Origin of the sequence: Streptomyces sp. NPDC096079, from assembly GCF_040303145.1 — a bacterium.
Classification (GTDB): domain Bacteria; phylum Actinomycetota; class Actinomycetes; order Streptomycetales; family Streptomycetaceae; genus Streptomyces.
In genome coordinates this window covers 12,382-27,171 of the sequence record NZ_JBEOST010000005.1, presented here as the reverse complement: position 1 = coordinate 27,171, position 14,790 = coordinate 12,382, and the positions used below count along the sequence as shown (strand labels likewise).

Annotated in this window: 13 protein-coding genes; 9 read left to right on the top strand and 4 right to left on the bottom strand. The window is 75.6% G+C overall.

The genetic code is table 11. From position 1 onward, the window contains the following. Window positions 1-45: 45 nt before the first annotated feature. Complete coding sequence (locus ABTY59_RS12530; RefSeq protein WP_352018899.1) at window positions 46-321, bottom strand: hypothetical protein; 276 nt, start codon at window positions 319-321, stop codon at window positions 46-48. A 160-nt stretch (window positions 322-481) separates the two neighbouring features. Between ABTY59_RS12530 and ABTY59_RS12525 the strand changes: the two genes are divergently transcribed. Both ABTY59_RS12525 and pdxR read left to right on the top strand, forming a co-directional pair. Further along, window positions 482-841: an arsenate reductase family protein gene (locus tag ABTY59_RS12525; RefSeq protein WP_352018898.1), complete on the top strand. Its 360-nt coding sequence runs from the start codon at window positions 482-484 to the stop codon at window positions 839-841. A gap of 15 nt (window positions 842-856) precedes the next feature. Beyond that, the gene (gene pdxR, locus ABTY59_RS12520; protein ID WP_352018897.1) at window positions 857-2,305 is read left to right on the top strand and encodes a MocR-like pyridoxine biosynthesis transcription factor PdxR; all 1,449 of its coding nucleotides are present in this window, start codon (window positions 857-859) and stop codon (window positions 2,303-2,305) included. On the opposite strand, the gene ABTY59_RS12515 is transcribed toward pdxR, so the two are convergent. After that, window positions 2,247-3,164: a Gfo/Idh/MocA family protein gene (locus ABTY59_RS12515; RefSeq protein WP_352018896.1), complete on the bottom strand. Its 918-nt coding sequence runs from the start codon at window positions 3,162-3,164 to the stop codon at window positions 2,247-2,249. The two genes, pdxR and ABTY59_RS12515, sit on opposite strands and share 59 nt — an antisense overlap. On the opposite strand from ABTY59_RS12515, the gene ABTY59_RS12510 reads away from it, so the two are divergent. The 4 genes from ABTY59_RS12510 to ABTY59_RS12495 all read left to right on the top strand — a co-directional run bounded on the left by ABTY59_RS12510 (window position 3,163) and on the right by ABTY59_RS12495 (window position 7,990). Further along, entirely contained in the window at window positions 3,163-4,746 is a 1,584-nt protein-coding gene (locus tag ABTY59_RS12510) for a hypothetical protein (RefSeq protein ID WP_352018895.1), read from the top strand. The two genes, ABTY59_RS12515 and ABTY59_RS12510, sit on opposite strands and share 2 nt — an antisense overlap. After that, on the top strand, window positions 4,743-5,894 hold the full coding sequence (locus ABTY59_RS12505; RefSeq protein WP_352018894.1) for an ARPP-2 domain-containing protein: 1,152 nt from the start codon (window positions 4,743-4,745) through the stop codon (window positions 5,892-5,894). The genes ABTY59_RS12510 and ABTY59_RS12505 overlap by 4 nt, the downstream gene beginning before the upstream one ends. A gap of 156 nt (window positions 5,895-6,050) precedes the next feature. After that, the gene (gene glnII / locus ABTY59_RS12500; protein WP_352018893.1) at window positions 6,051-7,082 is read left to right on the top strand and encodes a glutamine synthetase; all 1,032 of its coding nucleotides are present in this window, start codon (window positions 6,051-6,053) and stop codon (window positions 7,080-7,082) included. Window positions 7,083-7,432: 350 nt separating this feature from the next. Continuing rightward, window positions 7,433-7,990 (top strand): winged helix-turn-helix domain-containing protein, encoded by a 558-nt coding sequence (locus tag ABTY59_RS12495; RefSeq protein ID WP_352018892.1) that lies wholly within the window; start codon window positions 7,433-7,435, stop codon window positions 7,988-7,990. On the opposite strand, the gene ABTY59_RS12490 is transcribed toward ABTY59_RS12495, so the two are convergent. Then, entirely contained in the window at window positions 7,991-9,406 is a 1,416-nt protein-coding gene (locus ABTY59_RS12490; RefSeq protein WP_352018891.1) for a PepSY-associated TM helix domain-containing protein, read from the bottom strand. It lies immediately after the preceding gene. 51 nt (window positions 9,407-9,457) lie between these two features. Beyond that, complete coding sequence (locus tag ABTY59_RS12485; RefSeq protein ID WP_352018890.1) at window positions 9,458-10,087, bottom strand: hypothetical protein; 630 nt, start codon at window positions 10,085-10,087, stop codon at window positions 9,458-9,460. A gap of 218 nt (window positions 10,088-10,305) precedes the next feature. Between ABTY59_RS12485 and ABTY59_RS12480 the strand changes: the two genes are divergently transcribed. The 3 genes from ABTY59_RS12480 to ABTY59_RS12470 all read left to right on the top strand — a co-directional run bounded on the left by ABTY59_RS12480 (window position 10,306) and on the right by ABTY59_RS12470 (window position 14,750). Then, window positions 10,306-11,304: an NAD-dependent epimerase/dehydratase family protein gene (locus ABTY59_RS12480; protein WP_352018889.1), complete on the top strand. Its 999-nt coding sequence runs from the start codon at window positions 10,306-10,308 to the stop codon at window positions 11,302-11,304. Window positions 11,305-11,495: 191 nt separating this feature from the next. Next, a complete protein-coding gene (locus ABTY59_RS12475; RefSeq protein WP_352018888.1) occupies window positions 11,496-12,296 on the top strand; it encodes a tyrosine-protein phosphatase in 801 nt (266 codons plus the stop codon). Between the two features lie 54 nt (window positions 12,297-12,350). Beyond that, complete coding sequence (locus ABTY59_RS12470) at window positions 12,351-14,750, top strand: hypothetical protein (RefSeq protein ID WP_352018887.1); 2,400 nt, start codon at window positions 12,351-12,353, stop codon at window positions 14,748-14,750. Window positions 14,751-14,790 lie beyond the last annotated feature (40 nt).

The following is a 14,790-nucleotide window of genomic DNA, read 5'->3' as shown; positions in this document are numbered from 1 at the left end:
GAGGACGGCGCTGCCCGGCCCGGCCGGGCAGCGCCCCTGGCATGCTCAGCGGCCGTAGCGGATCAGGGCGCGGACCATGCGGCAGGTGGTGTCGGAGGGCGGGTGGATGCCGATCTGCTCGGCCGTCGTGCGTATCGCCGCGTTCGTCGCCTTCGACGGGACGTACACCCCGGCGTCGAGCAGGGCGATCGCCAGGCGCATGGCCTTCAGGCGGCGGTTGTGCGTCACGTACCACTCGCGGGGCCGGCCCGCGGGGAGCGGCTTCTTCTGCAGCGGCTTCCAGGGTTCGAGGGACGGCGTCCGGATCACGGCGAGAGCCATGGGCTACCTCCTGGCGAACGGTGGGGTGCGGGCCCTCCCCGGGACCCTCACCTTCACCCCCCATTTTAGAGACCCCCACTGACAATCGCCCCTGGCCAGATGGGGTTTGGGGGGTGGTGGAGGGCTGCTTGGGGGGTACCGTGCGGGTACGGTGTGGGGCATGGAGATCTGGATCAATCCCGCCTGTTCCAAGTGCCGCAGCGCCCTCACCCTCCTCGACGCGGAGGGCGCCGACTACACCGTGCGCCGCTACCTGGAGGACGTGCCGGATCCCGAGGAGATCCGTGCCGTGCTGAAGCGGCTCGGGCTGGAGCCCTGGGACATCACGCGGACCCAGGAGGCCGACGCCAAGGAACTCGGTCTGAAGGACTGGCCCCGGGACGAGGCGAACCGCGAACGCTGGATCGAGGCCCTCTCGGCGCACCCCAAGCTGATCCAGCGGCCCCTCATCACGGCGGAGGACGGCACCGCCGTCATCGGCCGCACCGAGGAGGCCGTACGGGACGCGCTGTCCCGCTGAGCGGAAGTCACCGGAGTGCTCGGGAACGACCTGCATCTGGAGCTCGGTGCCGGCGGCGGCAGACGGGCCGCGCTCATCACGGCCCTGCGCGAGGCCGTGCGCGCCGGGCGGCTCGCCCCCGGGACGCGGCTGCCGCCCTACCGCTCGCTCGCGGCCGACCTCGGGATCGCCCGCAACACCGTCGCCGACGCGTACGCCGAGCTGGTCGCCGAAGGATGGCTGACCGCACGCCAGGGCTCCGGCACCCGGGTCGCCGACCGCGTCGCCGCCCCCGCCCCCGGACCCGTCCGGCGGGCCGCGCCGCCGGCCCTCCCGTACGACCTCGTCCAGGGCAGGCCCGACCCGGCCGCCTTCCCGCGCGGCCCCTGGCTCGCGTCCGCCCGGCGGGCCCTCACCGACGCGCCGCACGAGGCCTTCGGGGCCCGCGACCCGCACGGCCGGATCGAACTGCGCCGCGCGCTCGCCGAGTACCTCGCGCGCGTGCGGGGCGTCCGCGCCGCGCCCGACCGGATCGTGGTCTGCTCCGGCGCCGCGCACGGACTGCGGCTGCTGGCCCGGGTGCTCGGCGGCGGGCGCCCCTGGGGCGTCGAGGCGTACGGACTGCCCTTCCACCGGGACCTGCTCGCCGACGCCGGGATCCGTACCGTGCCCGTGCCGGTCGACGAGGACGGCGCCAGGACCGGGGACATCCCGCCCGGGGCCGGGGCCGTCCTGCTCACGCCCGCCCACCAGTTCCCCACCGGCGGGCCGCTGCACCCCGGGCGCCGGGCCGACGTCCTGGAGTGGGCCCGCCGCTCCGGCGGCCTGGTGGTGGAGGACGACTACGACGGTGAGCTGCGCTACGACCGGCGGCCCGTCGGCGCCGTCCAGGGCCTCGACCCCGAACGGACCGTCTTCCTCGGCTCCGTCAGCAAGAGCCTCTCCCCCGCACTGCGCCTCGGCTGGATGTGCCTGCCGGCGGCGCTCGTCGACGCCGTCGTCGACGCGAAGGGCGCACGCGAGCCGTACGCCTCGGCCACGGAGCAGCTGACCCTCGCCGACTTCCTCGGCCGCGGCGCCTACGACCGGCACGTCCGGGGCATGCGCCGCCGCCACCGGGAGCGGCGCGACCGGCTGTCCGCCGTCCTCGCGGAACGGGTGCCGGAGGTGCGGGTGACGGGCATCGCCGCCGGTCTGCACGCCGTCCTGGAGCTGCCCCCCGGCACCGAGCGCGCGGTGCTCGCCGCGGCCGCCCGGCACGGGGTCGCCACGGAGGGCCTGGCCGCCTACCGCCACCCCGACGCCCGGGACCACGCCCGCCCGGACGGCCTGGTCATCGGCTACGCCACCCCACCGGAGCGGCTGTACGGAGCGGCGCTGGACGCACTGTGCGGGGCGCTGTCCGAGGGCCTCGCGGCGGGAGGCCTCAGGCAGCCGGGTCCTCGTGTCGCGCGCGCCGCTCCGCCTCCGTCAGGATCTCCGTGATCCTGAGGCCGAAGCGGGCGTCGCAGGGGTGCGGCTCGCCCGTGCGGGCGGCGGTGACGAGGGCGTCCACGGCGGCACCGAAGGCCCCCACCGCGCCGTCCCAGCGGGGCATCTCGGCCCGGCCCCCGGTGCCGTACAGCGTGAGCGCCGCCTCGGCCGCCTCCGGGGGCGCGCTCAGGGTGAGGGTCGCCGTGCTGCTCGCGCCCGACGCGTGACGCAGCACCAGGTGGTGGGTGTCGTCCGGGCCGGGGACGGCCGTGATGCCGGTGACGTCGCCGAGGACCGGCAGGTAGACGGAGAGGACGTGCGGGCCGACGTCCCACAGGCCGCCCTTCTCCCGCCGCCAGGGCGAGGCCGCGTACGCGCTGAGGGAGCCGGGGCCGTAGAGCGAGCCCAGCCAGTGGGCCTCGCCGAGGAACCAGCCGCCTGCCGCCGTCTGTTCCTCGACCCAGCGGGCCGTGGGCTCCGCGAACCGCAGGGTGCAGAAGACCACCGAGGCGACCCCGGCCGCCGCCACGGCCTCGGCCACCTCGCGGGCCGCTGCCACGGTCGTGGCGACCGGCTTGTCCAGCAGGACGTGACACCCGGCGGCCGCGGCCCGGACCGCGAGCGGGGCCTGCACGTCCGGCGGGAGGGCCAGGGCGACGGCGTCGCTCGCCTCGAAGAGGGCGTCCACGTCGTCGTACGCGCGCGTGCCGGACGCGGCGGCCAGCTCGGCGGCCGCGTCGGGACGTCTGCCCCACACGCCGCTGAACTCGACGCCCGGATGCCCCGCGAGCGCGGGCGCGTGCGTGCGGGCGGCCCAGGGGCCGGTGCCGAGGAGTCCGATCCGGGGCTTCTCACCGAGGTTCTTCGCCATGCCCCCAGTCTGCCGGGCGGCACCGACAACCACCCACCCCCGTACACCGCCGGCGCCGCTCCCCCGGGCCGGTGCTAGCGTCTTCGCGCCGGCCGCGGGACTCCGGCGCGACTTCCGGAACCTGCCTCTGAAGCAACGTCTTCGCTGTTCGCGCCCCCATTCCCCGGCCGGCACCACACACCCGGGAGGGGAGAGCGCCGTGTCCGAGCTCGTCGCCGCCGAGGACGTGCTCCTCTTCGTCAACGCCGCCGTCACGGCCACCGGCCAGCGGGAGTTCCGCTCCTCCGCCGCCGAGCAGCACTTCTCGCTCGCCTTCCTCCACGCGTACGTACGGGTCAACTACCGGCCCGTGTACGCCGCCGCCCTCGCGCTCGACGTCAACGACCACAACGCGGCCCTGATCATCGAGCACCTCCTCCGCACCCCGAAGGAGGCGGACCCGGGCGAGGGCCGGCTGATCGCCGCCCGCCTGGCGCGGATGCCGCCGCAGCGGGTCTACCGCCTCTTCGGCGCCCTGCGCGCCGCCGGGGTCAACAACCGCCGCACGCGCGCGATCACGCGCGCGTGGCTCGCGGCCCGCCCCGATCCGGCCCTCGACGCGGTGAAGTACCGGAACGGTCTCAGGACCGCGCTCCGGCACGTGCACGCGCGCCCGGCCGATCCCGAGACGGGCGACTTCCTCTTCGCGCCGGGCCGCCGGGTCCGCTACGAGAACCCGACGCTCGACGCGCACCGCCGGGCGCACTACGAGCAGGCCGCGCTGTACGAGCTGCCGTTCACGGTCGCGGAGGGCTTCGCAGCGAGGCACGGGATCCCCCGCGCGGTGTTCCTGGAGCGCATCGCGCCCCGGATGACCCGGCTCGAACGGCTGCGGACCGACCGGGCCGCCGATCTGTCGGTCATGCCGCTCACCCGGCTCGCCCTGTACGTGCTGGCGCTCCCGTTCGCCGAGCGGGTGGAGCGCCGGGCCGAGCTGACGAACGCGCTGCGCGCGGCCGCCCGCCGCGCCGCCGGGCCGTACGCGGGGAGCTGGGGGCGGGTGGCGGCCGTGCTCGACGACAGCTTCTCGTCCTCCGGTTCGGCGGTGAAGCGGCGCCGCCCGCTGGCCGTGGCCCTCGGCTGCCACTTCCTCCTGGAGGCGCTCGCGGCCCCCGGGGCGTACACCGCTCTGTGGACCTCGGGCCGGGACGATCCCCTGCTCGTCCATCCCCACGGGCCCACCCCGCTCGGCCTGCGCGTCCTGGACGCCCTCGACACCGGTCCCGAGCGGCTGGTGATCGTCTCGGACGGCTGGGACAACGCGCCTCCGGGGCTCGCGGGCGAGGTGCTGCGGGTGTGGCGGTCACGTCTCGATCCAGGGCGGCGGACGAGCGTCGTGCACCTGAACCCCGTATACGACGCCGAGGGCTTCGACGTGCGCCGGCTGGCGCCGAGCGTGCCGGTGGCGGGGATCAGGGACGCGGATGACCTGGCGGCCCTGGTGGAGATCGCGCAGTTCACGGAGGGGCGGACGGGCTTCGCGGAGCTGCGGGCCTATCTGGACGGGCGGGTGGAGCGGTTCCTGAAGGAGGCGGAGGGGTGACCCGGATCGATCTGACCGGTCTCGACGTGCGGCCCGCGCAGGTGTGGGGCGGGGTGCGGCTCGTGCCGCTCGTCCGGGACGAGCCGGTGCCGGGGCTGCGGCTGCGCCGGGAGGTGTACGGGGGCCGGGGACCGACCACCGTCGAGCTCGGCGACCGGACCACGTACACCTCGTACGTTCCGCACGGCCTCGTCGCCGACTGGACGGGCGCGGGGGCGGAGGCCGCCGCCTACGGGTCCCGGCTCGGGGGTGACGGGGGGCCGGAGGCCGTGCCGGTGCGCCGCCTCCACCGGATGGCCAAGCGGCGGCGGAGGGAGGACCGGCTGCGGTTCCTGCCCCTGCACCTCGCCCTGGAGGGCTATCTCGCGCTGCACTTCGGCGGGCCGTCCGTGGTCTGGGACGACTGGTCCCGGGAGGCGCTCCGGCGCGGACTCTCGCCGCGCGCCGAGGCGGCGTACGCGGGGTGGGCGGTGCCCGGGCTCGGCGAGGCACTGCGGGTCTTCGAACTGCACCCGGGCCAGTGCGGGATGCTCCTGTACGTGGCCGACGCGCTGGCCGCGGCCTTCGTGGTGCCGCACCCGGACGACTACCGCCTGCTGCACCCGACGCTGGTGGAGGACCTGTACGGGGAGCTGGTCCACCAGTACGCGCACTACGGCGCCCCCGTGCCCGCGTTCACGGCCCGGATCCGGGACGGGGCGGGCGGCGTCCGGGGCCTCGCGGACCTGCGGGCGGCGGCCCTGGAGCAGGAGCGGGCCTGGGCGGTGGCGCACGACGGGCTGATGGCGCGGGACCTGCGGGAGACGTCGTACGCCTTCGAGCGGGTCCACCGAGCGGGGCCCTTCGCTCTGCACCGGTTCCTCCCGCCGTTCGAGCGGGGCGGGCGGGAGCAGCACATCGGGGAGGTGATCACCGACCGGAAGGGACGGGCGGCGTACCTGAAGACCTTCCGGCTCTCCGAGAGCCAGATCCGGAAGGGGTACCTCCTGAACCGGCTCGCGGACTGCGACTGGCACCTCGGGCGGACGGCCGAGGCGCTCGGCACCTCGTACGCCGAGGTGGTGCGGCGGGTGCGGTCGGCGGGGCTCGGATCGCTCCTCGACGCGCACGTCGTCGCACGGCGGCTGCGCGAAGATCGGGAAAGCTGAGTAACACGGGGTTCACAAACGGGCAACCGACGGGAAATCCCGTGTTGCCAAGCTGCGGTCGAACACAAACGCGCAGTCAGCGCGTCAGACCGCAGCTTCTCGCAGTGCCGCGAGCCGCAGCGGACACCCGCAGCAGCACGCCAAAGGATGAGACCCGTGACCTTCAAGGCTGAGTACATCTGGATCGACGGCACCGAGCCGACCGCGAAGCTTCGCTCCAAGACGAAGATCATCGCCGGTGAGGGCCTCGCCCTCGACGAGCTGCCGATCTGGGGCTTCGACGGCTCCAGCACGAACCAGGCCAAGGGCCACGCCTCGGACCGCGTCCTGAAGCCGGTCTTCGTCTGCCCGGACCCGATCCGCGGCGGCAACGACGTCCTGGTGCTGTGCGAGGTCCTCAACACGGACATGACGCCGCACGAGTCCAACACGCGTGCCGCGCTCGCCGAGGTCGCCACCCGTTACGCCGCTCAGGAGTCGATCTTCGGCATCGAGCAGGAGTACACCTTCTTCGAGGGCACCCGTCCGCTCGGCTTCCCGGTCAACGGCTTCCCGGCCCCGCAGGGCGGCTACTACTGCGGCGTCGGCGTGGACGAGATCCACGGCCGCCCGATCGTCGAGGCGCACCTGGAGAACTGCCTCAAGGCCGGTCTCGGCATCTCCGGCATCAACGCCGAGGTCATGCCCGGCCAGTGGGAGTTCCAGGTCGGCCCGCTGGCCCCGCTGGAGGTCTCGGACCAGCTCTGGATCGCCCGCTGGCTGCTCTACCGCACGGCCGAGGACTTCAACGTCTCGGCGACGCTCGACCCGAAGCCGGTGAAGGGCGACTGGAACGGCGCGGGCGCGCACACCAACTTCTCCACGAAGGCGATGCGCGAGGGCTACGACGCGATCATCACCGCGTGCGAGTCGCTGGGTCAGGGCTCGAAGCCGCTCGACCACGTCAAGAACTACGGCGCCGGCATCGACGAGCGCCTGACGGGCCTGCACGAGACCGCCCCGTGGGACGAGTACTCCTACGGCGTCTCGGACCGCGGCGCCTCGGTCCGCATCCCGTGGCAGGTCGAGCAGGACCGGAAGGGCTACATCGAGGACCGCCGCCCGAACGCGAACGTGGACCCGTACGTGGTGACCCGCCTGATCGTGGACACCTGCTGCGAGGCCCTGGAGAAGGCCGGCCAGGTCTGATCCGCACCGCTCGGGAAGGGGCGCCCACCGTTTCACACGGTGGGCGCCCCTCTCGTCATGTGGGATGAAAGACAGGGCTTTTGGGCCCCGGAGGGTCGTCGGAGGCATTCCCTTCTGGTTCAATAGGGATATGGCCATCAAGCAGAACGACACCGCGAAGGGTCGCCACGACCTCGAGCCGTTCTGGCCTTCCCGGGCGCACCACGACTTCGACCGGTGCTGTCGACGCGTGAGGAACGCGTCGGCCCTCTAACGCCCCGACCGGTACGCACCGGTCCCGGCCTTCGGCCGCACGCGCACGACGTACGAGACCTCTCCGTCCGTTCCCCGCGCGAAAGAGCTGACCTGCCATGGCCCACACCCAGAGCGCTTCCCTCACGGCCGTCCGTCCCGGCCGGCACCGACTGCGTGCCGTCGATCCGAACGAGGTCGTCGACTTCTCCCAGGTGGCGGACTTCCTGCCGCCCGGCGCCACCCTGCTGCCCGCCCCGCCGCACGCGCTGCCCACGCTGCCCGGGCGCCCGCCGATGGTCGGGTACCTCGTCCTCGTCCCGGCCGGCCGGGAGCCGCACCTTCCGGCGGCCCCCGTCCCCGCCCCCGCCCCTGCCGCCGTCGCGGCGGAGGAGCAGGGTCCGGTGGCCATCGACGCCGCCCGGCGGATCGCCCTCGTGGACGGGCAGGCGCTGGACCTGACGTACCTGGAGTTCGAGCTGCTGGCCCATCTGGTGGCACACCCGCACCGGGTGCACACGCGCGACCAGTTGGTCACGACGGTGTGGGGGTACGGACACGTGGGCGACGGCCGCACGGTCGACGTGCACGTGGCCCGGCTGCGCCGCAAGCTGGGCGCCGAGCACCGCCACACGATCCAGACCGTGCGGCGGGTCGGCTACAAGTACACGCCCTGATCAGGCGGTCGTGCGGGACCTCGCCCTCACCTTCGCCACCAGGGCGAGGGTGAGGTCCACCGCCAGGAACAGCAGCAGGCTCAGACCGAGCAGCGGGACGAACCAGCTGACGAGCGCCGTCGCCGCCGCGAGCGGCAGCAGCAGCGTCACCGGCACCTTCCGCCAGGCTCCCCGCGCCACCGGGCGGCCCGGGCGGCGCAGCCACCACATGCGGTAGCCCCAGAGGATCAGCAGGATCAGGGCGAGCGCGAGGGCCGCGAGGGCCAGTTGGTTGAACAGGCCGAGGAAGACACCGGTGTGGGCGTCGATGCCGACGCGGGTGAGCTGCGCGAGCAGCGGATAGTCGGCGAAGCGCAGCCGGTCGAGGACCGTGCCGTCCTTCGGGTCCAGCGCCACCGAGTCCAGCTGGACCGGGAACTGGGTGTCGGTCTCCTTGACCACGTATCCCTTGCCGTCGGCGGGCAGCGCGACCGAGATCCGCGGGCTGTCGATGCCGGCCGCGCGGGCGGCGGCGACCGCCTTGTCGAGGCCGATGTCCGGGCCCTGCGCGGTGGCGGAGCCGTGGTGGCCGGCGCCGTGGCCCTCGTGCTCCGAGCCGGGGTTCGCGCCCGCCGACAGGGTGGGCGTCGCGCCGCCGAGACCGTCCTGGACGATGCCGATGTTCTCGCCCGCGTACCGCGACCAGGTCAGGCCCGTCGCGGAGAGCAGGACCAGGCCGACCGCCGCCCACAGGCCGACCGAGCCGTGCCAGGAGAGCGTGCGGCGGCGGGACTTCGGGCCCCGCTCGGGCAGGATCAGCGCGCGGCGGTTCCTCCGGCGTCGGCCGACCCAGAGCAGGACGCCGCCGAGCGCGAGCACCCACAGCCAGCTCGCGGCGAGTTCGCTGTAGTTGCGGCCGAGCTCGCCCAGGTGCAGATCGGCGTGGAGGCCGTCGATCCAGGTGCGCAGCGGGAGGGCGCCGGAGCTGCCGAAGCTGGGCAGCTGTCCGCGTACGTCACCGGTGTACGGGTCGACGAAGACGGCGAGCGAGGTGCCCTCGGGCACGTCGGGGTCGGTCATCAGGACGCGGGTGGTCGCGCCGGGTTCGGCGCCGGGCCAGACGGCGGTGACGGTGCCGTCCGGGTCGGCCTCGCGGGCTATGGCCACCTGCCGGGAGAGCGGCAGGGTGGTGTCGCCGACGGGGACTTCCAGCTCGTGCGCGTAGACGATCTTCTCCGCCTGGAAGGAGAGCGCGTAGAGCAGACCGCTGACGGCGGCCACGAGGAGGAAGGGGGCGACGAGGACGCCCGCGTAGAAGTGGAGGCGCAGGACGAGGGGGCGCAGGGCGCTCCAGGTGCCGGGCCGGGTGGGGGTCGGTGCTGACGGTGGGGTCGCGGAGCCGGGGGTTTCCGGGCGCGCGAGATCGCCGATGGTCATGACGGACTGTCCTTGGAGTCGTGGTGTCGACAGGGGGAAGCGGCCCCCGGGTCAGACGTGTGCTCCGAGGGCCGTGGCGCGGGGTGCGGACAGCCGGGGCGGGCCGCGCCGGTTGAGGGCGTGCGCGAGGACGACGGTGTGCGGGCGGCGGGCGTTCCGCCGCGCCCGGCGGACCGGGCGGCGCGGGGCCTCGGGGACGGGGACGAGGGCGCGGAGGAGCCGGAGCGGGGTGAAGGCGTACGCGAGGGCGGCGCGGGCCAGCGTGAAGAACGCGGCTTCGCCCCGGGCGAGCCAGAGGCCGCAGAGGAGGGCGGCGAGGAGGTGGGCGGTGAGCATGCCGGTGCCGGACGTCATGTCCATGGGGTCGGCGGTGGCCATGACCACCGCGTCCATGGCGTCGGCGTGGTGCATCCCGGGCATGTCCGCCATGCCGCCCGTCATGCCCGGCATGTCCGCCATGGCGTCGGCGTCGTGCGTGCCCGGCATCGCGTCCGTACCGCCGCCGCCCGCCATGCCGTGGCCCACGGTCGAGAACAGCAGGTGCAGCGCGCCCTGGAGGACCACCAGGGCCCCCGCGATCGCGGGTGCGCCCCGGCGGCGTCCGGCCGCGGCCCAGGCGGCCGCCGTCGTCGCGGCGAACGCCCCGAGCAGGGTCGTCGCCGGTAGCTGGTGGGCAGACATGGACGAATGCCCCACAGCGGCCAAAGTCACGCACACGACCGCGAAAAGCGCGGCTCGCAGGGCGCGCAGGGGCGACCGGGCATCCGTCATCGACGCCATGGTGCCATCCCGGCCAGATGGCCGGACAGACCCCCTCCCGATGACGTTCCTCCCCTGGCGGAATCCTCCGGGAGCGGAACACCCTGGCACCGGCTCCGCCCGCCGGGCAGGCTCGGATCATGAAACTGCTGATGCTCGGAGGCACGGAGTTCGTCGGACGCGCGATCGTGGAGGCCGCGCTCGCGCGCGGCTGGGAGGTGACGGTCTTCCACCGGGGCCGGCACGCGGCTCCCGAGGGGGTCGCGTCGCTGATCGGGGACCGCACCGCCCCCGGCGGCCTCACCGCCCTCGCCACCGGATCCTGGGACGCCGTCGTGGACACCTGGTCGGCCGCACCCTCGGCGGTCCGGGACGCCGCCCGGCTCCTGGAGGGCCGGGTCGGGCGGTACGCGTACGTGTCGAGCCGCTCCGTGTACGCCTGGCCGCCGGCCGCCGGACTCGCGGAGGACGGACCGCTGGTGGAGGGCTCGCCCGACGACGGTGACGTGCCGTACGCGGAGTCCAAGCGGGGCGGTGAACTCGCCGCCACCGGCGCGTTCGGGCCCGACCGGACGCTGCTCGTGCGCGCGGGCCTGATCCTGGGCCCGTACGAGAACGTGGGCCGGCTGCCGTGGTGGCTGGGCCGGATCGCGCGCGGCGGACCCGTCCTCGCCCCGGGGCCGCGCGGGACGACGGTCCAGTACATCGACGTCCGCGACCTCGCCGCGTGGACGCTGGACGCGGTGGCCGCCGGGCTCTCGGGGCCGTACAACCTGGTCTCGCCGCCCGGGCACACGACGATGGGCGAGCTGCTCGACGCGTGCGTACGGGCGACCGGGAGCGCCGCCGAACTGCGCTGGACGGAACCGGAGGCGCTGCTCGCGGCCGGGGCGGCCCCCTGGACGGAGCTGCCCGTGTGGCTGCCGCCGGGCGAGACGTACGACGCGATGCACACGGCCGACGTCTCCCTGGCCGTCGCGGCGGGGCTGCGCTGCCGGCCGGTGGAGGAGACGGTCGCGGACACCTGGACGTGGCTGCGGTCCCTGGGCGGCACCGCCCCCCAGCGCCCGGACCGCCCGGCCGTGGGCCTCACCCCGGAACGGGAGGCGGAGGTCCTGGAGGCGCTCGCGAAGGGGTGAGGGCGGGACGGGGGCGGGGCCGGGGCGGGGCTCCGGGCGGCGGGGCGGGTCCGGACGCCCCCGGATCAGCCTTTACCCGCACGTATCAGCCCATTCATGCCCGTACTCACCCGGACCCGTCCGGACCTGCCCGGATCGGGGCGATCCATTACCGTCGACACGAACGCGTACGCACCGGAGGAGTCGACGCCATGCCCGCCATCCCCGCCACCTCCGTCGCCAACCTCCGCGATCTCGGCGGCCTGCCCCTCGGGGACGGGCGCTCGGTCCGCCCCGGCCTCGTCCTGCGCTCCGCGCAGCTCGACCGGCTCGACCCGGACGAACCCGCCGTGGCGGGCCTCGGCATCCGGACCGTCGTGGACTTCCGTACGGCGACCGAGCGCGGCGACCGGCCGGACCGGGTCCCGCCCGGCGCCCGGGTGCTCGTCGCCGACGTCCTCGCCGACTACCTGGCCGGCAGCGGCCTGCCGCCCGCCGCGCGTCTGAAGGCCCTGCTCGCCGACCCCGCGCTCGCCGAGGAGCACCTCGGCGGGGGGCGGGTGCGGGCGGCCTTCGCCCGGACGTACCGGACCTTCGTGTCGGGCGAGTCCGCCCGCGCCTCCTACCGCGCGCTGCTCGGCGAGCTCGGGACCCCGGGCGCGGGTCCCCTGCTGTTCCACTGCTCGGCGGGCAAGGACCGCACGGGCTGGGCGGCGACCGTCCTCCTGTCGCTGCTCGGCGCGGACGAGGAGACCGTCCGGACCGAGTACCTGGCGGTCAACCCGGCGGTGCGGCTGGCGTTCGCGCCGATGATCGAGGGGTTCACGGCACAGGGTGGCGATCCCGAGCTCGCGCTCCAACTGATCGGGGTCCTGCCGGAGTACCTGGACGCGGCGCTCGACGAGGTGGCCGTGCGGCACGGGTCGATGGAGAAGTACGTACGGGAGGGGCTCGGCGTCCCGGACGAGGTCACGGACCTGATCCGCGAGCGACTGACGGTCTCGGCGGCCTGAGGGGGCGTCCCGGGTCCGGGGTGACCATCGGAAGAATCGCTCGTTCTGCTGAACGTGAGCACCCAGGATCTCGTTCCCTCGCCCGTGGGCCCGGTCGACGTCGAGCAGGCCGAGGCCGCGCTCGTCGAGCGGTATCCGCGACTCGTCCGCATCGCCTATCTGGTCCTGCCGCCGGCGCTCGGCCGCAACCGCCGGGTGCTGACCGCGCACGCCCTCGTCCAGCGGTCGCTGCCGCGCCGCCGGGTGCCGGGTTCCGCGGTGCCGGGGCCGCGGCGGGACGAGGACGCGGTGGATCCGGGCTACGCGTACGTACGGGGCGAGGTCCTGCGGCAGGCGCTGATCGCCGGACTGCCGCTGAGGCGCCTCGCGCTGCCCCGCCGGGCGCAGTTCCCGCCGCTCCTGCCGCACGTGTGGGGGCTCCGGCTGTTCCCCCGGGTGGGCGGGGCCGACGAACTCGCCCTGGACCAGCGGCTGTCCCGCCTCTCGGGCCCCGGCCGCGCCGCCTACGTGCTGCGCGGCCTGGAGCGGCAGGGCGACCCGGAGGTCCTGCGCGTCCTGGCGGCGGCGGGCGTGGAGAATCCGGCGGCGGCCCTGGCGGAGGCGGACGCGCTGGACGCGCTGGACGCCGTGCCCGCCCCGGACGGGCCTGACGCCGGTGCGCCGGGGGGCGCGGGGAGTGCCGGGAGCCCTGGTCGGCCCGCCGCCTCGGGGGCTTCCGGGGCCCGGCGGCGTACCGACGCACCCGGGAAGGCCGGAGGGGTGGAGGGAGCCGACGTGCGGGGTGGCGACCGCCTCGAACCGGGCGGGCGCATCGACCCGGGCGGGCGCGCCGACCGGAGCGGACCCGCCGACCGGAGCGGACACCTCGGCCCCGACGGGCGCGCCGACCGAGGTGGACACCCCGACCGGGTCGGGCGCTCCGAGCGCGTCGGCGAGCAGGCCGGGCCCGGCCGGGCCGACGGCCGTCGCGGCGGCGACGGCGACGGCCGGGAAGGCCGTACGGGCGACTCCGGCGGCGGGGCCGGTGGCATCGGCCGGACGGCCGGGACGGGCGGCGGAGCGTCCGGGCCCTCCGCGGGGGCCCCCGCCCGCCCCCGGCGGCTCAGTGGTGCGGCACTGCTCGAATCCGACGAGTTCGACCCCTGTGCCCTGCAGGCGCGGCCCACCGATCTCATGCGGCGGCGCCAGCACGGGCGGGCCGCGTTCGTCGGTGTCGTGGCGGTCCTCGTGTGCGGGGCCCTGCTCGGGCTGCCCGGGGACGGCTGGGGCAGAAACGGTGCCGCGGCGCCTTCGTACGCCCGTAACCCCGCCGCCGAGGCCGCCCTCGATCCCGGGGCCGTCAGGAGGGTGGATCCGGTGGTGTGGCCGGGGGCGACCCGGCGGGACTTCTCCGTGTGGCCCGCGCGCGGCGGGCTGAGGGGCGACAGCGCGCTGCTGCGGCGGGCGCTCGCCGTGTGGGCCCGGCCGGGTGGCTCCGTACGGTCGTCGGCCACGCCCGGGACTCCGGTCGGGCCTCCCATGGGGCCGCCGCAGTTGCTGTTCGCCGGGCAGGTCGACGCCATGCGGGTCGTGCTGTTCCATGACGGGCTGCGGGCCGTGCGGTACGCGGAGCCCGCCGAGGGCACGGCCGGCGCCGCGCTGGACTTCGCGCGGACGGACGCGGCCGACCCGGTCGGCGCGGCGGCGCTCGTGGTGTCCCGCGCGGCGGGCAACGTCCGCTATCTGACGGCCCCGTGGGTGCGGGAGACGGCCGTACGGGACCTGCTCACGCCCGCGAAGGACCCGAGGCCGCTGGTGCGGGACGCCGACGGGGTGACCGATCCCCTGCCGAGCCCCGCGAGGGCCGGCGGCTGCACCCGGTGGAACACGCTCCAGGTGCGGGACGGCGAGGGGCTGCGGCTCCTCACCGACCTCGGCGAGCTCGCGCCCGCCCGGCTGCTCTGGGGGCCGCCGGCCGCGCCCGTGGACGCGACGGGGGCGGAGGCGCGGCGGACCTGGGCGCGGACGGCGTGCCTGCTGACGGCGGTGCGGGCGCGGGGGGTGCGGTCCGTGAACGCCTGGCGGTTCGCCCGGCAGCCCCTGCCGGAGGGCGCGGGACGGGCGGACTGGGTGTGCACGCGCGCGGAGACCTGGCGGGGCACGGGCAGCAGGGTCCTCGCCCAGTTCCTCGTGCCGTCGCCCGAGGTCCCCGCCGCGCTCGCGGCCCGCTCCGAGGGCTCGCCGGCCTGCGGGGTGCGTGATCCCCGGGTCCTCGCGGGCGTGTTGTGGCGCGCGCCGGGCGGTGGCTGGTTCGTCCTGGCGGCGGGCAGCGACGACTTCACGTCCCTGGAGACCTCCGGCGGGGTGGACGGACGCTCCGACGGCCCGCTGCTCGCGGTGAAGGCGACGGCGGGCGCGCGCGCCGACCTGCGCGGCACCCTGCGGGACGGCACCCGGAGCGGTGCCCTCCGCTGACCGGGGCGGCTCAAAAAGAGGCCGCACAAGCCTGTTGCCA